The sequence below is a fragment of the Salmonella sp. 32010601201800023SM genome (assembly GCF_017572235.1).
GTDB classification, from domain to species: Bacteria; Pseudomonadota; Gammaproteobacteria; order Enterobacterales; family Enterobacteriaceae; genus Salmonella; species Salmonella enterica.
On record NZ_JAGEQS010000005.1, the window covers coordinates 393,836 to 410,912 of the forward strand.

At 52.6% G+C, this 17,077-nt stretch carries 22 protein-coding genes; 15 read left to right on the forward strand and 7 right to left on the reverse strand.

From position 1 onward, the window contains the following. Positions 1 to 19: 19 nt before the first annotated feature. Positions 20 to 652: a cAMP-activated global transcriptional regulator CRP gene (crp, locus tag J4617_RS17055; RefSeq protein WP_000242758.1), complete on the reverse strand. Its 633-nt coding sequence runs from the start codon at positions 650 to 652 to the stop codon at positions 20 to 22. Positions 653 to 959: 307 nt separating this feature from the next. Here crp and J4617_RS17060 point away from each other — a divergent pair, with 307 nt between their 5' ends. Next, positions 960 to 1,364 (forward strand): OsmC family protein, encoded by a 405-nt coding sequence (locus tag J4617_RS17060; RefSeq protein WP_001148919.1) that lies wholly within the window; start codon positions 960 to 962, stop codon positions 1,362 to 1,364. A gap of 95 nt (positions 1,365 to 1,459) precedes the next feature. On the opposite strand, the gene J4617_RS17065 is transcribed toward J4617_RS17060, so the two are convergent. Genes J4617_RS17065 through J4617_RS17075 form a run of 3 tightly spaced genes read right to left on the reverse strand, consistent with a single transcriptional unit; the run spans position 1,460 to position 3,663 of the window. Further along, positions 1,460 to 2,329, reverse strand: a complete 870-nt coding sequence (locus J4617_RS17065; RefSeq protein WP_001274690.1) for a phosphoribulokinase — start codon at positions 2,327 to 2,329, stop codon at positions 1,460 to 1,462. A gap of 51 nt (positions 2,330 to 2,380) precedes the next feature. Next, a complete protein-coding gene (locus tag J4617_RS17070) occupies positions 2,381 to 2,599 on the reverse strand; it encodes a YheU family protein (protein WP_000586568.1) in 219 nt (72 codons plus the stop codon). Continuing rightward, positions 2,596 to 3,663: a hydrolase gene (locus tag J4617_RS17075; RefSeq protein WP_001214109.1), complete on the reverse strand. Its 1,068-nt coding sequence runs from the start codon at positions 3,661 to 3,663 to the stop codon at positions 2,596 to 2,598. Before J4617_RS17075 ends, J4617_RS17070 begins: the two co-directional genes overlap by 4 nt. A gap of 197 nt (positions 3,664 to 3,860) precedes the next feature. On the opposite strand from J4617_RS17075, the gene J4617_RS17080 reads away from it, so the two are divergent. Then, positions 3,861 to 4,172 (forward strand): monooxygenase, encoded by a 312-nt coding sequence (locus J4617_RS17080; protein ID WP_000047690.1) that lies wholly within the window; start codon positions 3,861 to 3,863, stop codon positions 4,170 to 4,172. Position 4,173: 1 nt separating this feature from the next. Here the strand turns inward: J4617_RS17080 and J4617_RS17085 are convergent, their stop codons facing one another. Both J4617_RS17085 and J4617_RS17090 read right to left on the reverse strand, forming a co-directional pair. Further along, entirely contained in the window at positions 4,174 to 4,395 is a 222-nt protein-coding gene (locus J4617_RS17085) for a LysR family transcriptional regulator (protein ID WP_001054032.1), read from the reverse strand. A gap of 162 nt (positions 4,396 to 4,557) precedes the next feature. Then, positions 4,558 to 6,465: an ABC transporter ATP-binding protein gene (locus tag J4617_RS17090; protein ID WP_000634767.1), complete on the reverse strand. Its 1,908-nt coding sequence runs from the start codon at positions 6,463 to 6,465 to the stop codon at positions 4,558 to 4,560. A gap of 265 nt (positions 6,466 to 6,730) precedes the next feature. On the opposite strand from J4617_RS17090, the gene kefG reads away from it, so the two are divergent. From kefG to slyD, 4 genes are all read left to right on the forward strand, one after another. Then, positions 6,731 to 7,282 (forward strand): glutathione-regulated potassium-efflux system ancillary protein KefG, encoded by a 552-nt coding sequence (gene kefG / locus J4617_RS17095; protein WP_000081820.1) that lies wholly within the window; start codon positions 6,731 to 6,733, stop codon positions 7,280 to 7,282. Continuing rightward, positions 7,282 to 9,087 (forward strand): glutathione-regulated potassium-efflux system protein KefB, encoded by a 1,806-nt coding sequence (kefB, locus tag J4617_RS17100; protein WP_017465352.1) that lies wholly within the window; start codon positions 7,282 to 7,284, stop codon positions 9,085 to 9,087. Before kefG ends, kefB begins: the two co-directional genes overlap by 1 nt. A gap of 9 nt (positions 9,088 to 9,096) precedes the next feature. Then, positions 9,097 to 9,297, forward strand: a complete 201-nt coding sequence (locus J4617_RS17105; RefSeq protein ID WP_001007735.1) for a YheV family putative zinc ribbon protein — start codon at positions 9,097 to 9,099, stop codon at positions 9,295 to 9,297. 94 nt (positions 9,298 to 9,391) lie between these two features. Continuing rightward, a complete protein-coding gene (gene slyD, locus J4617_RS17110; protein ID WP_000861341.1) occupies positions 9,392 to 9,982 on the forward strand; it encodes a peptidylprolyl isomerase in 591 nt (196 codons plus the stop codon). A gap of 192 nt (positions 9,983 to 10,174) precedes the next feature. Here the strand turns inward: slyD and J4617_RS17115 are convergent, their stop codons facing one another. Next, on the reverse strand, positions 10,175 to 10,393 hold the full coding sequence (locus tag J4617_RS17115; RefSeq protein ID WP_001152701.1) for a protein SlyX: 219 nt from the start codon (positions 10,391 to 10,393) through the stop codon (positions 10,175 to 10,177). 219 nt (positions 10,394 to 10,612) lie between these two features. Here J4617_RS17115 and fkpA point away from each other — a divergent pair, with 219 nt between their 5' ends. The 9 genes from fkpA to J4617_RS17160 form a co-directional block, all read left to right on the forward strand. Further along, the gene (gene fkpA / locus J4617_RS17120) at positions 10,613 to 11,431 is read left to right on the forward strand and encodes an FKBP-type peptidyl-prolyl cis-trans isomerase (RefSeq protein ID WP_017465353.1); all 819 of its coding nucleotides are present in this window, start codon (positions 10,613 to 10,615) and stop codon (positions 11,429 to 11,431) included. A 276-nt stretch (positions 11,432 to 11,707) separates the two neighbouring features. Then, positions 11,708 to 12,430 (forward strand): transcriptional regulator, encoded by a 723-nt coding sequence (locus J4617_RS17125; protein ID WP_000091471.1) that lies wholly within the window; start codon positions 11,708 to 11,710, stop codon positions 12,428 to 12,430. Beyond that, the gene (tusD, locus tag J4617_RS17130) at positions 12,430 to 12,816 is read left to right on the forward strand and encodes a sulfurtransferase complex subunit TusD (protein ID WP_001268012.1); all 387 of its coding nucleotides are present in this window, start codon (positions 12,430 to 12,432) and stop codon (positions 12,814 to 12,816) included. The genes J4617_RS17125 and tusD overlap by 1 nt, the downstream gene beginning before the upstream one ends. Beyond that, positions 12,816 to 13,172: a sulfurtransferase complex subunit TusC gene (gene tusC / locus J4617_RS17135; RefSeq protein ID WP_000820705.1), complete on the forward strand. Its 357-nt coding sequence runs from the start codon at positions 12,816 to 12,818 to the stop codon at positions 13,170 to 13,172. Before tusD ends, tusC begins: the two co-directional genes overlap by 1 nt. Before the next feature lie 7 nt (positions 13,173 to 13,179). Further along, positions 13,180 to 13,467: a sulfurtransferase complex subunit TusB gene (gene tusB, locus J4617_RS17140; protein WP_000903398.1), complete on the forward strand. Its 288-nt coding sequence runs from the start codon at positions 13,180 to 13,182 to the stop codon at positions 13,465 to 13,467. Positions 13,468 to 13,592: 125 nt separating this feature from the next. Further along, positions 13,593 to 13,967: a 30S ribosomal protein S12 gene (gene rpsL, locus J4617_RS17145; protein ID WP_000246815.1), complete on the forward strand. Its 375-nt coding sequence runs from the start codon at positions 13,593 to 13,595 to the stop codon at positions 13,965 to 13,967. A gap of 95 nt (positions 13,968 to 14,062) precedes the next feature. Then, complete coding sequence (rpsG, locus tag J4617_RS17150) at positions 14,063 to 14,533, forward strand: 30S ribosomal protein S7 (protein WP_001138043.1); 471 nt, start codon at positions 14,063 to 14,065, stop codon at positions 14,531 to 14,533. Between the two features lie 96 nt (positions 14,534 to 14,629). Next, positions 14,630 to 16,744 (forward strand): elongation factor G, encoded by a 2,115-nt coding sequence (gene fusA / locus J4617_RS17155; RefSeq protein WP_000124693.1) that lies wholly within the window; start codon positions 14,630 to 14,632, stop codon positions 16,742 to 16,744. Positions 16,745 to 16,815: 71 nt separating this feature from the next. Then, positions 16,816 to 17,077 (forward strand): GTP-binding protein (locus J4617_RS17160; protein WP_000031674.1); only part of this gene is annotated, 262 nt, incomplete at its 3' end.

The following is a 17,077-nucleotide window of genomic DNA, read 5'->3' on the forward strand; positions in this document are numbered from 1 at the left end:
ACGCGCCATTCTGACGGGATTAACGGGTGCCGTAGACGACGATGGTCTTGCCATGCGCGGAGATCAGGTTTTGATCTTCCAGCATTTTCAAAATACGACCAACGGTTTCGCGGGAGCAGCCGACGATCTGGCCGATTTCCTGACGGGTGATTTTGATCTGCATCCCATCCGGGTGCGTCATGGCATCGGGCTGTTTCGCCAGATTCAGCAGCGTCTGAGCGATACGCCCGGTGACGTCAAGGAAGGCGAGGTTACCTACTTTTTCAGAGGTGACTTGTAAGCGACGAGCCATCTGGGAAGAGAGGCGCATCAGAATATCCGGGTTGACCTGGATTAATTGGCGAAATTTTTTGTAGGAAATTTCAGCGACCTCACATGCGGTTTTCGCACGTACCCAGGCGCTGCGTTCCTGGCCTTCTTCAAACAGGCCCAGTTCACCAATAAAATCACCCTGATTCAGATAAGAAAGGATCATTTCTTTCCCTTCTTCATCTTTGATCAGCACTGCCACGGAGCCTTTAACGATGTAGTACAGCGTTTCTGCTTTTTCACCCTGGTGAATCAGCGTGCTCTTTGACGGGTACTTATGAATGTGGCAATGAGACAAGAACCATTCAAGAGTCGGGTCTGTTTGCGGTTTGCCAAGCACCATGCGCGGTTATCCTCTGTTATAAGCTGTCTCCAGAGCCAGAAAACGGCACTGTCTCTGGGGTTGCAAAAATATACTTCCCGCTACCTGGGAAGGGGGCTACGAAAATAGATTGTAGCCTGTAATGTGATGTCCTCTGCATACATGCAGTACGTCAATGTATTACTGTAGCATCTTGTCTGTTTTAGCATAGCTTTCGCCGTGTGTCTCCTGGTGTCTCGCTTCAGCATGACCCAGGTCGCCTTCCATTGCGACTTTTGTTGTATGCGCGTAATCTTTCAGGAAAATTGAAACATTGGAGTTACGAAATATGCAAGCGCGTGTAAAGTGGGTTGAAGGGCTCACGTTCCTCGGAGAGTCCTCCTCCGGCCACCAGATTTTAATGGATGGCAACTCCGGTGACAAAGCGCCGAGTCCGATGGAGATGGTATTAATGGCGGCTGGCGGATGTAGCGCTATTGATGTGGTATCAATCCTGCAAAAGGGCCGTCAGAATGTCACCAACTGCGAAGTGAAGCTGACATCCGAGCGCCGGGAAGACGCGCCGCGCCTGTTTACGCACATTAATCTGCATTTTATCGTTACCGGCAGCGATCTGAAAGAGGCTGCCGTCGCGCGCGCTGTCGATCTCTCCGCGGAAAAATATTGCTCGGTAGCGCTAATGCTGGAAAAAGCGGTCAATATTACCCATTCGTATGAAGTGATTGCGGCGTAACATGTGATGCCGGATGGCGGCGTGGCTTTATCCGGCCTACCCGTTTTTATCTCGTAGGCCCGATAAGCGTAGCGCCATCGGGCATTTCACCGCGGTTATTCGATTTTTTTGCCTTCCATTAATCGCTGCACCAGCGGCAACATAATCAGCTCCATCGCCAGCCCCATTTTGCCGCCCGGCACCACTAATGTATTAATGTGAGAAATGAACGAGCCCTGGAGCATCGCCAGGAGCCAGGGAAAATCGATCCCTTCCAGGTTGCGGAAATGGATCACCACAAAACTCTCATCCAGCGAGGGAATACCCTTTGCGGCGAACGGATTGGACGTGTCGACGGTCGGTACGCGCTGGAAGTTGATATGGGTACGCGAGAACTGCGGCGTAATGTAATTGATGTAGTCGTCCATGGAACGCACCACGGAATCCATCACCGCTTCACGGGAGTGTCCGCGCTCGCTGGTGTCGCGGATTAGTTTCTGAATCCACTCGAGGTTGACGATAGGCACCACGCCAACCAACAGATCAACATGACGCGCGACATCATGTTGCGGGGTGACGACGCCGCCGTGCAGTCCTTCATAAAACAGCACATCGGTCGGTTCGGGTAGCGGCTGCCAGGGCGTAAACGTGCCGGGAACCTGATTCCACGGTACGGCTTCATCATAGGTATGCAGATATTTACGCGACTGGCCTTTACCCGTCTGCCCGTACTCAATAAAGGTATGTTCCAGTAGGCTGAAGTCATTGGCTTCAGGCCCGAAATAGCTGATATGCCGCCCGGCGTCACGCGCTTTGCGGATCGCCATATCCATTTCCGGGCGGGTGTAACGATGAAAACTGTCGCCTTCCACCTCGGCGGCGTGCAGATTTAACTGCGCGAAAATTTTACGAAACGCGAGGCTGGTGGTGGTGGTCCCCGCGCCGCTTGACCCTGTTACTGCTATCACCGGATGTTTGGCTGACATGGCAACTCCATGATTGAGCTTTAGTAATAATGTATTGTCGGCAAAGGCGTTTTATTCGCGAAACTGCTTTTTCGGCATAATATTGACCGTTTCATGTAATTCAGACCATACCAGCACGGCCTCGCCGGATTGCAGTTGGCGTTTTACGTCAGCGACTTTTTGTTCAAGCGAACGTTCATGTTCACCATAATCGGTGCCTTCGCGCAACACAAAGCTTTCGATCAGGTTGTCCAGCGTGTCGGGGGCGAGCCCCTGCCAGGGAATGATCATGATGACGCCTCCAGGTACGTTGTCAGCCAGTCAGGAATTCGGCGTTCCAGCCACATTTCAGGGCGCAGTGGCGTACCGCCGATAAATCCTACGTGTCCGCCATGCTCAGTCAGCTGATACTCCACCTGCGGGGGCAGATCTTCCGCTTTAGGGATTACGTGATGATCCATAAACGGATCGTCTTTAGCGTGAATAATCAGCGTCGGTTTAGCAATCTGGTTAAGCAACGGCATGGCGCTACACTGACGATAGTAGTCGATGGCGTCGGCAAAGCCGTGAATTTTCGCGGTGATCAGGTCGTCAAACTCGCGAATTCGGCGCATTGATTTCAGTTGCGCCAGATTCACCGGCAGCGACCCGGGGTACGCCGCCAGCTTGCGTGACGCATTCGCTTTTAACAGATTAAGCAAATAACGCTGATAGACGCGGGAAAACCCTTTGTCCATGTGGTAGCTACAGGCTTCGAGAACGAAAGGTGCAGAAACAATTACCGCCGCCTCGATGGGAATATCGCGGCCTTCTTTCGCCAGCAGGCACGCCAGCATATTACCGCCGAGCGAATAGCCCACGGCGGCTGTCGGAACGGCGCCGAACTCCCGCTGTAGCCAGCGTAAAAACCAGGCTCCATCCTCCGTTTCACCGGAGTGGTAAATACGATTCAGACGGTTGGGCTCGCCGCTACAGCCGCGAAAGTGCATCACCACGCCCAGCCAGCCGCGCTTTTGCGCCGCCTCAATCAGCCCGTGGGCATAGGGGCTGTTCAGGCTGCCTTCCAGACCGTGAAAGACCACCAGCCGCGGTTTATGCTTTGCCTGTTGCGGATCTTCGCTCCATGCCAGATCGACAAAATCGCCGTCCGGTAGCTCCAGCCGCTGCCAGTGGGCGTTGAACTTCACTTTGCGGCGGATTAAACGCGGCAGCATAGTTTGTAAATGGCGATTACGAATGCCACGCATGGGAATAAATTCATGCGAGTCATTGACAGGCGGGGTCATTTCTGTGGACGTGATCTCAACCATAGCACCAGAACAATTGATAATTGGAAACAATACTATACCGCGCATAAGGTTCACAGATTAGTCAATATGTGATTTTACGTTCAATTGGTCGTCTGGCGAAATAAAATTGCGCCTCATTTCACCAGAGGGGGCGGTATGCAAGGCGCGCGCAATACCCCACAGAAATCGCGTGAACCCCTGCATCAGCCGAATTAATCGTGGTAGTGTGGCAACACGATAGTTATGTGACTCAAGGAGAAGGCATGTCGAAGACACTTTTACAGATCCATTTTAACTTTAGCGGCCCTTTTGGCGAGGAGATGACTCAGCAACTGGTCGGGCTGGCGGAGTCTATCAATGAGGAGCCGGGCTTCATCTGGAAAATCTGGACAGAAAGCGAGAAAAACCAGCAAGCTGGCGGCATTTACTTGTTTGAATCCGAAGAAACGGCGCAGGCTTATATTAAAAAACACACTGCGCGTCTGAAAAATCTTGGCGTTGATGAGGTGACGTTTACATTATTTGGCGTGAACGACGCGCTGACGAAAATAAATCACGGCAACCTTTGCCGCTAAATCACATAACGCAGGCTTCTGTTCCGGTGCTGCCGACCGCAACGGTAACCTTTATATCGGGACGAGTACCGAAGAGGCCTTTATGGACGAACAGCGGACCACGAACGTTCTCTTCCAGCGTGTGCAGCGCCTCGGCGGTGCGGGCGATGTTACCCTTCTCCACAAGCATCATGAAGATGGTGAGCTTGCGGAAGGTAATGTCATCGGTGATTGACAGGTTCATCGTCCGCTCCGTGCGTTAGAGCCTATCCCAGTAGGCGTAATTGTTGAAGCCAGTTTGGGGCCGGACAGCGCGCAGAAACCGGAGCGTACACATAGTACGTGAGGATTTCGAGCACTGCCCGGCCCTAAAATGGCGAATAAAATAGCCTAATGGGATAGGCTCTTAGTCGTTCTGCATCATCTGCTCAAGCTGCTCCTGCGCCTCAAGCCATGCCATTTCACATTCTTCCAGCCCGGATTTGGCGCTGGCCTGCAGTTGCAGACACTCGGTCATCTCCGCTTTACGGCTTGGGTCATACAGGCTGCTGTCGCCAAGCTTCTCTTCCGCCTGCGCCAGTTGGGCGTTGAGCTTTTCCATCTCTTTTTCCAGACGGGTAATCTCTTTACGCAGCGGTTGCGTCAGAGTGCGTAGCTCGGCTTCGCGACGCTTCTGATCTTTGCGTGACTGAGCGCTGTTGGCGTTGTTTTCCTTCGGCGCGTTGTCGGCCTGGTTTTCCTGTTTCTGCACGTCGCTCAGCCATTGCTGATAATCCTCCAGGTCGCCGTCGAACGGTTCGACCTTTTTGTCGTGAACCAGATAGAGGTCGTCAGTGGTGGAGCGAATCAGGTGGCGGTCGTGCGACACGACGACCAATGCGCCTTCGAAATCAATCAGCGCTTCGGTGAGCGCCTGACGCATGTCGAGATCCAGGTGGTTGGTCGGTTCATCGAGCAACAGCAGATTTGGACGCTGCCAGACGATCAGCGCCAGTACCAGGCGCGCTTTCTCGCCGCCGGAGAAACGTTGCGTCTCTTCCGTTACTTTGTCGCCCTGGAAACCGAAGCCGCCGAGATAGTCGCGCAGCTTCTGCTCCAGTTCCTGCGGCGCCAGACGCGCCATATGTTGCAGCGGGGATTCATCGGCGCGCAGGAACTCCAGTTGGTGCTGGGCGAAGTAGCCGAGCTTAATGCCTTTGGCGAGGCCGATTTCACCGTGCAACGGTTCCAGTTCGCCCGCCAGCAGCTTGATCAGCGTCGATTTCCCCGCGCCGTTGCGACCCAGCAGGCCGATACGCGAGCCGGGCACCAGGTTCAGCTTGATGGATTCCAGAATGATGCGATCGCCATAACCTGCGCTGACTTTTTCCATCTTCAGCAGCGGGTTCGGCAGGCTTTCCGGCGCGCGGAAGCTGAAATGGAACGGGTTGTCGACATGAGCCGGCGCAATCAGCTCCATACGCTCCAGCATCTTGATACGGCTTTGCGCCTGCTTGGCCTTGGTCGCTTTAGCGCGGAAACGGTCGATGTAGCTTTGCAGATGCGCCACACGCTCCTGCTGACTCTCATACATCGCCTGCTGTTGCGCCAGGCGCGTGGCGCGCTGAACTTCAAACGCGCTGTAGTTGCCGGTGTACTCGAACAGAGTCTGCTGTTCGATATGGATAATTTTATCCACTATCGGGTCAAGAAAATCGCGATCGTGGGAGATCAGAATCAGGGTGCCTGGATAGCTCTTCAGCCATTTTTCCAGCCAGATAACGGCATCCAGATCGAGGTGGTTGGTCGGTTCGTCGAGCAGCAGTAAATCGGAACGGCAAATCAGCGCCTGGGCCAGGTTAAGGCGCATCCGCCAGCCGCCGGAAAAGTCGCTGACCGGACGTTCCAGCTGATCGTTAGAGAAGCCGAGGCCGTGTAACAGGCTGGCGGCGCGCGAGCGAACGGTCCATGCGTCGATGGCGTCCAGCTTGCCATGTATGGAGGCGATAGCATGCCCGTCGTTACGTTCGTTAGCGTCGTTAAGCTGCGCCTCCAGCTGCCGGTATTCACGGTCGCCGTCAATGACATACTCAATCGCTGGCTGAGGCAACGCAGGTGTTTCCTGATTCACCCACGCTAATTGCCAGGTTCCGGGCAGGGTAAAACTCCCGGCATCGGCGCTGATTTCATTTTTTAGCAATGCCAGCAGGGTAGATTTACCGCAGCCGTTTTTACCCACCAGGCCGACTTTCTGGCCTGGATTAATGGTAGCCGAGGCATTGTCCAGTAGGACGCGCACGCCGCGACGAATTTGTAACGAGGAGAAAACAATCATAAGGCGCCGTATGTTCAGACTATGTTAATTTATCATTATGATAATGTAATATTCGGGCGTACCGCCGCGCTGGAGCGCAATGGTAGCTCAAAACAACAACGATACACAAAATCATTCAGGCCGCCTTTGGTGAGGGACAAGAATATCTCTCATTAATCCCCAGCGGCGGACATAGAGTACGTTCCTGAGTTGAACAAACGCTGTCAACGTAGAAGCGGCCTGAAGAATGGCATGTATCGACCCAAAACAACCGGGAGGGGGATTGATGTCTCAGCCAGCGAAAGTCTTGCTGTTGTATGCCCATCCGGAATCTCAGGACTCGGTTGCTAACCGGGTACTGCTTAAACCGGCCATACAGCACAATAACGTAACCGTGCACGATCTTTATGCGCGCTATCCTGATTTTTTTATCGACACGCCCTATGAACAAGCCCTGTTACGTGAGCACGACGTCATTGTTTTTCAGCATCCCCTTTACACCTATAGCTGTCCGGCTTTACTGAAAGAATGGCTTGATCGCGTTTTGAGTCGGGGGTTCGCCAGCGGACCAGGGGGAAACCAACTGGTGGGAAAGTACTGGCGTAGCGTGATTACGACCGGCGAGCCGGAGAGCGCTTACCGGTATGACGCGCTAAACCGCTATCCAATGAGCGATGTACTCCGCCCTTTTGAACTGACCGCGGCCATGTGCCGGATGCACTGGATGCCGCCCATTATTGTGTACTGGGCGCGCCGCCAGTCGCCGCAGACGCTGGCCAGTCATGCGAAAGCCTATGGCGAGTGGCTGGCGAATCCTGTGAGCGCGGGAGGCTATTGATGGAAGGTGCTGATTTATTGACCGCGGGAGTGTTGTTCCTCTTCGCGGCGGTAGCGGCGGTGCCGCTGGCCGCGAGGCTGGGCATCGGCGCGGTGCTAGGGTATTTGCTGGCGGGAATCGCCATTGGTCCGTGGGGGCTGGGATTTATCAGCGATGTTGACGAGATCCTGCACTTTTCCGAACTGGGCGTCGTGTTTCTGATGTTTATCATTGGTCTCGAACTCAATCCGTCACGGCTTTGGCAACTGCGGCGCTCTATCTTCGGCGTCGGCGCTGCTCAGGTGCTGTTAAGCGCGGCGGTGCTGGCGGGATTATTGATGCTTGCTGATTTCTTATGGCAGGCGGCGGTCGTCGGCGGGATTGGCCTGGCGATGTCTTCGACGGCGATGGCGCTACAACTGATGCGCGAGAAAGGCATGAACCGTAGCGAGTCCGGGCAGTTAGGGTTTTCCGTCTTACTGTTTCAGGATTTAGCGGTGATCCCCGCGCTGGCGTTGGTGCCTTTGTTGGCGGGATCGGCCGACGAGCATTTCGACTGGTTTAAAGTGGCAATGAAGGTACTGGCTTTCGCGGTAATGCTGATTGGCGGTCGTTACCTGTTGCGCCCGGTATTTCGTTTTATTGCTGCGTCCGGCGTGCGGGAGGTCTTCACTGCCGCGACGCTGTTGCTGGTGTTGAGCGCCGCCTTATTTATGGACGCGCTGGGACTGTCGATGGCCCTGGGAACCTTCATTGCCGGCGTTTTACTGGCAGAGAGTGAATACCGGCATGAGCTGGAAAACGCTATCGATCCCTTTAAAGGTTTACTGCTTGGGCTGTTCTTTATCTCCGTCGGTATGTCGCTAAATCTCGGCGTACTTTATACCCATTTACTGTGGGTGGCGGCGAGCGTTGTTATTCTGGTCGTCATAAAAATGCTGACGCTGTATCTGCTGGCGCGGTTATATGGAATAAGAAGTTCTGAACGGATGCAGTTTGCCAGCGTGCTGAGTCAGGGGGGCGAGTTCGCTTTTGTGCTCTTTTCTACCGCCTCTTCTCAGCGCCTGTTTCAGGGCGATCAGATGGCGTTATTATTGGTGACTGTCACATTATCAATGATGACCACGCCGCTACTGATGAAAGGGATTGATAAGTGGTTATCGCGCCGTCTTAATGGCCCGGAAGAGAATGATGAAAAGCCGTGGGTTGAGGATGATAAGCCCCAGGTGATTGTCGTCGGCTTTGGCCGTTTTGGTCAGGTGATCGCCCGCTTATTGATGGCGAATAAGATGCGTATCACCGTGCTGGAACGCGATATCAGCGCCGTTAATCTGATGCGCAAATATGGTTATAAAGTGTATTACGGCGACGCTACACAAGTCGAGCTGTTGCGTTCTGCGGGCGCGGAAGCGGCGGAGTCGATAGTCATCACGTGTAATGAACCGGAAGACACGATGAAGTTGGTGGAGTTGTGTCAGCAGCATTTTCCTCATCTGCATATTCTTGCGCGAGCGCGTGGACGTGTGGAGGCCCATGAGTTATTACAGGCTGGCGTCACGCAGTTTTCCCGTGAAACGTTTTCCAGCGCGCTGGAATTGGGACGTAAAACTCTGGTGTCGTTAGGTATGCATCCGCATCAGGCGCAACGCGCGCAGTTGCATTTTCGTCGGCTGGATATGCGAATGTTGCGGGAACTGATCCCGGAGCATAGCGACATGGTACAGATTTCGCGCGCCAGAGAGGCCCGACGCGAGCTGGAGGAGATTTTTCAGCGCGAAATGCAACAGGAACGGCGCCAGTTGGATGGCTGGGATGAATTTGAGTAGGGGTAAACAATGGCAATCCGTAAACGTTTTATTGCAGGCGCGAAATGTCCGGCCTGTCAGGCGCAGGATACAATGGCGATGTGGCGTGAAAATAATGTCGATATTGTTGAATGCGTTAAGTGCGGGCATCAAATGCGGGAGGCGGATAAAGACGTTCGCGAGCATGTTCGCAAAGAAGAGCAAGTGATCGGGATTTTTCATCCGGACTAGCGATATGCCGCAGGTTTTTTTAAGCTAAGGGGTACACGGCTGCAGAATTCCGCTACAATCTGCGCCACTATTCTTCCCATGCTCAGGAGATATCATGAAAGTAGCAAAAGACCTGGTGGTCAGCCTGGCCTATCAGGTACGTACAGAAGACGGTGTGTTGGTTGATGAGTCTCCGGTGAGTGCGCCGCTGGATTACCTGCACGGCCACGGCTCCCTGATCTCTGGTCTGGAAACCGCGCTGGAAGGCCATGAAGTTGGCGATAAATTTGATGTCGCTGTTGGCGCGAACGACGCTTACGGTCAGTATGACGAAAATCTGGTGCAGCGTGTGCCTAAAGACGTCTTTATGGGCGTTGATGAACTGCAGGTAGGGATGCGTTTCCTGGCGGAAACCGACCAGGGCCCGGTACCGGTAGAGATTACCGAAGTGGAAGACGATCACGTTGTGGTTGATGGTAACCACATGCTGGCTGGCCAGAATCTGAAATTTAACGTAGAAGTTGTTGCGATTCGTGAAGCGACTGAAGAAGAACTGGCTCACGGTCATGTTCACGGCGCGCACGATCACCACCACGATCACGGTGAAGACGGCTGCTGTGGCGGTCATGGTCATGACCATGGTCACGAGCACGGCGGCGAAGGCTGCTGCGGTGGTGGTGGTAAAGGCGGCTGCGGTTGCCATTAATCCCCGTCGTCTTTCAAGCCACCGCGGTGTTGGCTACGCTTTCAAACCCCGGTCACACACATAGTTATCTATGCTCCCGGGGAATTTTCAAGCTTGCCGCCTTGCCGTGACTCGAAATCCTTAGGGTATTATCATTGGTTCGATAAATCATCGGGCACAAAAAAAGCGGGTTAACCCCGCTTTTTTTTCGTCTCAATAATGCGGCGGCGGCGTTTCTTCTGCCTGAGAGGCGATATTTGACGGCTGACTGGCTTTTAACTTTTCCGTGAGCAAACGCAGATGATCGCGCAGCTTCGCCATCTCCATTTCATGTGCGGTTACCGTCAGGTTTAGTTCTTCTATGGTAATCTCCTGGAACGCCAGACGGCTTTCCAGTTCAGCCAGACGAGCTTCCATCGTGATATCCTGCATGATGTACCTCTTTATGTTGTCTCCGTCGGCGGATTCTACTTAACTTTACCGGCTTTCACAGCAACCATTACGCGCCCTACGAAACTAATTTAAACAAAAAGAGTCTGAAAAGAAGTGATAATAGGGCGTGTTCGTATGTTGATTTGTTCTGCAACGATTTATAGTACGCTTCTTACGTAAGTTAACATGGGGCGAGATGCCCCGGCCCTGGAGATATGGATGAAATCACTGTTTAAAGTCACGCTGCTGGCAACTACGATGGCCGTTGCTATGCACGCACCGATCACTTTTGCTGCTGATGCGGCGAAACCGGCAGCTACCGCTGATAGCAAAGCAGCATTTAAAAACGACGATCAAAAAGCGGCTTATGCGCTGGGCGCCTCGCTGGGTCGTTACATGGAAAATTCGCTTAAAGAGCAGGAAAAGTTAGGCATCAAACTGGATAAAGATCAGTTGATTGCCGGCGTTCAGGATGCCTTTGCCGATAAGAGCAAACTGTCCGATCAGGAAATTGAGCAAACGCTGCAGACGTTTGAAGCACGCGTGAAGAGCGCTGCTCAGGCGAAGATGGAAAAAGACGCTGCCGATAACGAAGCAAAAGGTAAAACGTTCCGCGACGCTTTTGCTAAAGAGAAAGGTGTGAAAACCTCCTCTACCGGCCTGCTTTACAAAGTAGAGAAAGAAGGCACAGGCGAGGCGCCGAAAGATAGCGATACCGTTGTGGTGAACTACAAAGGTACTCTGATCGACGGTAAAGAGTTTGATAACTCTTACACGCGCGGCGAACCGCTCTCCTTCCGTCTGGACGGCGTTATCCCTGGCTGGACTGAAGGTCTGAAAAATATTAAGAAAGGCGGCAAGATCAAGCTGGTTATCCCACCTGAGCTGGCCTACGGTAAAACGGGCGTTCCGGGGATCCCGGCAAACTCAACCCTGGTATTCGACGTAGAGCTGCTGGATATCAAACCAGCGCCGAAAGCGGATGCTAAACCTGCCGATGCGGCTGACGCTAAAGCCGCAGATGCTGCTAAAAAATAAAAACTGAGAGCCGCCGCTTGTAATAGCGGCGGTTTTTTTTATTCAGGCCGGATATATTACTCACCATAATTTGATTTGCGGATAACGGCGCTTGCGCTGGTCGTTAAGGGCGAGACCGTAGGCTGAATGACCGCCAACGCACACGTAGTCTGAAATAGACGAGCAAATTAGTACTGGAAAGATGAACCCTCACTGTATTAATTTAATCATCCGCGTAAATAATGAGCCTGCCCTGAAAACATAACGACAGGCTCCTGAAAAGGAGTGTTTTTTTTCATGTCCAGGTCGCTTTTAACCAACGAAACCAGTGAACTTGATTTGCTGGATCAGCGTCCCTTCGAGCAAACCGACTTCGATATTCTGAAATCCTACGAAGCGGTAGTGGACGGGTTAGCGATGCTTATAGGTTCCCATTGTGAAATCGTATTGCACTCTTTGCAGGATCTAAAATGTTCAGCCATTCGTATTGCCAATGGCGAACATACGGGCCGTAAAATTGGCTCGCCGATTACCGACCTGGCGTTGCGTATGTTGCACGACATGACAGGGGCGGACAGTAGCGTGTCGAAATGCTATTTCACGCGCGCGAAAAGCGGTGTCTTGATGAAGTCGTTGACGATTGCCATTCGCAACCGCGAGCAGCGCGTCATTGGTCTACTGTGCATCAACATGAATCTCGATGTGCCATTTTCACAGATTATGAATACCTTTATTCCGCCGGAAACGCCGGAAGTCGGCTCAGCGGTTAATTTTGCCTCCTCAGTCGAAGATTTAGTCACCCAGACGCTGGAGTTCACTATCGAAGAAGTGAATGCCGATCGTAATGTCTCTAACAATGCGAAAAATCGTCAGATCGTCCTTAACTTGTACGAAAAAGGCATTTTCGATATTAAAGACGCCATTAACCAGGTAGCCGATCGTCTGAATATCTCAAAACACACGGTTTACCTCTATATTCGCCAGTTCAAAAGCGGCGATTTTCAGGGGCAGGATAAATAATGCGTTATGCCATTATGGTCACCGGGCCGGCATATGGCACCCAGCAGGCCAGCAGCGCATTGCAGTTCGCCCACGCGCTGCTCAATGAGGGGCATGAGTTAGCCAGCGTCTTTTTCTATCGGGAAGGTGTCTATAACGCCAATCTCCTGACCTCGCCGGCGAGCGATGAATATGATCTGGTACGCGCCTGGCAGAAATTGAATACGCAGCATGGCGTAGCGCTGAACATCTGTGTCGCGGCGGCGCTTCGTCGCGGTATTATTGATGAAACTGAAGCCGGCAGACTGGGGTTGCCGTCCGCCAATCTTCAGCCGGGCTTTACGCTAAGCGGCCTGGGCGCGCTGGCGGAGGCTTCTCTCACCTGCGATCGGGTGGTGCAGTTTTAATGAAACGTATTGCATTTGTCTTTTCCACCGCGCCGCACGGTAGCGCCTCAGGTCGTGAAGGGCTGGATGCGCTGCTGGCGACGTCAGCGCTAACGGAAGCGCTGGGCGTCTTTTTTATCAGCGACGGCGTCTTTCAGTTATTACCAGGACAAAAACCAGACGCTGTGCTGGCGCGTGACTATATTGCTACTTTCAAGCTCTTTGATTTGTACGATATTGATCAATGCTGGATCTGCGCGGCATCGCTGCGCGAGCGTGGTCTGGAAAACGTTAATTTTGTGGTAGACGCCACGCCGCTGGAACCCGTGGCGTTACGCCGCGAGCTTGGCAACTATGATGTCATCCTGAGATTCTGAGGCGTTTATGCTGCATACCTTACCTCATTGCGCTTCGGGCGTTGATTTTCCCGCTTTGCTGCGCCTGCTAAAAGAGGGCGATGCGCTTTTGTTGCTCCAGGATGGCGTTACCGTCGCGATTGAAGGTAACCGCTTCCTTGAAAGTCTGCGCGATGCCCCCATAACAGTCTATGCCTTGAAAGAAGACATTGACGCCCGCGGCCTGGGTGGTCAAATTTCAGACAGTGTCGTCAGGGTTGACTATACTGAGTTTGTCAGACTCACGGTTAAGTATGCCAACCAGATGGCCTGGTGATGGCGGGATCGTTGTATATTTCTTGACACCTTTTCGACACCGCCCTAAAATTCGGCGTCCTCATATTGTGTGAGGGCGTTTTATTACGTGTTTACGAAGCAAAAGCTAAAACCAGGAGCTATTTAATGGCAACAGTTAACCAGCTGGTACGCAAACCACGTGCTCGCAAAGTTGCGAAAAGCAACGTGCCTGCGCTGGAAGCATGCCCGCAAAAACGTGGCGTATGTACTCGTGTATATACTACCACTCCTAAAAAACCGAACTCCGCACTGCGTAAAGTTTGCCGTGTTCGTCTGACTAACGGTTTTGAAGTGACTTCCTACATCGGTGGTGAAGGTCACAACCTGCAGGAGCACTCCGTGATCCTGATCCGTGGCGGTCGTGTTAAAGACCTCCCGGGTGTTCGTTACCACACCGTTCGTGGCGCGCTTGACTGCTCCGGCGTTAAAGACCGTAAGCAAGCTCGTTCTAAGTACGGCGTGAAGCGTCCTAAGGCTTAATGGTTCTCCGTTAAGTAAGGCCAAACGTTTTAAATTAATGTCAAACTAAACTCGTAGAGTTTTGGACAATCCTGAATTAACAACGGAGTATTTCCATGCCACGTCGTCGCGTCATTGGTCAGCGTAAAATTCTGCCGGATCCGAAGTTCGGATCAGAACTGCTGGCTAAATTTGTCAATATCCTGATGGTAGATGGTAAAAAATCTACTGCAGAATCAATCGTATACAGCGCGCTGGAGACCCTGGCTCAGCGTTCTGGTAAATCTGAACTGGAAGCTTTCGAAGTCGCTCTCGAAAACGTTCGCCCGACTGTAGAAGTTAAATCCCGCCGTGTAGGTGGTTCTACTTATCAGGTACCAGTTGAAGTCCGTCCGGTCCGTCGTAATGCTCTGGCAATGCGTTGGATCGTAGAAGCTGCTCGTAAACGCGGTGATAAATCCATGGCTCTGCGCCTGGCGAACGAACTTTCTGACGCTGCAGAAAACAAAGGTACTGCAGTTAAGAAACGTGAAGACGTTCACCGTATGGCAGAAGCCAACAAGGCGTTCGCACACTACCGTTGGTAATCCCTTCGGAGTCATAGTCACCAGGCGGGCGCTTCAGGTAAGTCGCCCGTTTTGGATAACTTAACTGAACGCCTAAAGATATCAACGAGGAATCAAATGGCTCGTACAACACCCATCGCACGCTACCGTAATATCGGTATCAGTGCGCACATCGACGCCGGTAAAACCACTACTACCGAACGTATTCTGTTCTACACCGGTGTAAACCACAAAATCGGTGAAGTTCATGACGGCGCAGCTACCATGGACTGGATGGAGCAGGAGCAGGAGCGTGGTATTACTATCACCTCCGCAGCGACTACTGCATTCTGGTCTGGTATGGCTAAGCAGTATGAACCGCATCGCATCAACATCATCGACACCCCGGGGCACGTTGACTTCACTATCGAAGTAGAACGTTCCATGCGTGTTCTCGATGGTGCGGTAATGGTTTACTGCGCAGTTGGTGGTGTTCAGCCGCAGTCTGAAACCGTATGGCGTCAGGCAAACAAATACAAAGTTCCGCGCATTGCGTTCGTTAACAAAATGGACCGCATGGGCGCGAACTTCCTGAAAGTTGTTGGTCAGATCAAAACCCGTCTGGGCGCGAACCCGGTTCCGCTGCAGCTGGCAATTGGTGCTGAAGAAGGTTTCACCGGCGTTGTTGACCTGGTGAAAATGAAAGCCATCAACTGGAACGATGCCGACCAGGGCGTTACCTTCGAATACGAAGATATCCCGGCTGACATGCAGGACCTGGCTAACGAATGGCACCAGAACCTGATCGAGTCCGCCGCAGAAGCTTCTGAAGAGCTGATGGAAAAATACCTGGGTGGTGAAGAACTGACTGAAGAAGAGATCAAACAAGCTCTGCGTCAGCGCGTTCTGAACAACGAAATCATCCTGGTAACCTGTGGTTCTGCATTCAAGAACAAAGGTGTTCAGGCGATGCTGGATGCGGTAATTGATTACCTGCCATCCCCGGTAGACGTACCTGCGATCAACGGTATTCTGGACGACGGTAAAGATACTCCGGCTGAGCGTCACGCAAGCGACGACGAGCCGTTCTCTGCGCTGGCGTTCAAAATCGCTACCGACCCGTTTGTGGGTAACCTGACCTTCTTCCGTGTGTACTCCGGTGTGGTTAACTCTGGTGATACCGTACTGAACTCCGTGAAAACCGCACGTGAGCGTTTCGGTCGTATCGTTCAGATGCACGCCAACAAACGTGAAGAGATCAAAGAAGTTCGCGCGGGCGACATCGCGGCTGCTATCGGCCTGAAAGACGTGACTACCGGTGACACCCTGTGTGATCCGGAAAACCCGATCATTCTGGAACGTATGGAATTCCCTGAGCCGGTAATCTCCATCGCGGTAGAACCGAAAACCAAAGCTGACCAGGAAAAAATGGGTCTGGCTCTGGGCCGTCTGGCTAAAGAAGACCCGTCATTCCGCGTATGGACTGACGAAGAATCTAACCAGACCATCATCGCTGGTATGGGTGAACTTCACCTGGATATCATCGTTGACCGTATGAAGCGTGAATTCAACGTTGAAGCTAACGTGGGTAAACCTCAGGTTGCTTACCGCGAAGCGATTCGTGCGAAAGTTACCGACATCGAAGGTAAACACGCGAAACAGTCTGGTGGTCGCGGTCAGTATGGTCATGTTGTTATCGACATGTACCCGCTGGAGCCGGGCTCTAACCCGAAAGGTTACGAGTTCATCAACGACATCAAAGGTGGTGTAATTCCTGGCGAATACATCCCGGCCGTTGATAAAGGCATCCAGGAGCAGCTGAAATCTGGCCCGCTGGCGGGTTATCCGGTAGTTGATCTCGGTGTGCGTCTGCACTTCGGTTCTTACCATGACGTTGACTCCTCTGAGCTGGCGTTTAAACTGGCTGCGTCTATCGCCTTTAAAGAAGGCTTTAAGAAAGCAAAACCAGTTCTGCTTGAGCCGATCATGAAGGTTGAAGTAGAAACACCTGAAGAGAATACCGGTGACGTTATCGGCGACCTTAGCCGCCGTCGTGGTATGCTCAAAGGTCAGGAATCTGAAGTTACAGGCGTTAAGATCCACGCTGAAGTACCGCTGTCTGAAATGTTCGGATATGCAACTCAGCTGCGTTCTCTGACCAAAGGTCGCGCATCGTACACTATGGAATTCCTGAAGTATGATGATGCGCCGAACAACGTTGCTCAGGCCGTAATCGAAGCCCGTGGTAAATAAGCCGCAGGGTTAAAAACCAAAATCCCGTGCTCTCTCCTGAAGGGGAGAGCGCTATAGTAAGGAATATAGCCGTGTCTAAAGAAAAATTTGAACGTACAAAACCGCACGTTAACGTCGGCACCATCGGCCACGTTGACCACGGTAAAACTACCCTGACCGCTGCAATCACCACCGTACTGGCTAAAACCTACGGCGGTGCTGCTCGTGCATTCGACCAGATCGATAACGCGCCGGAAGAAAAAGCGCGTGGTATCACCATCAACACTTCTCACGTTGAATACGATACCCCGACCCGCCACTACGCACACGTAGACTGCCCGGGGCACGCCGACT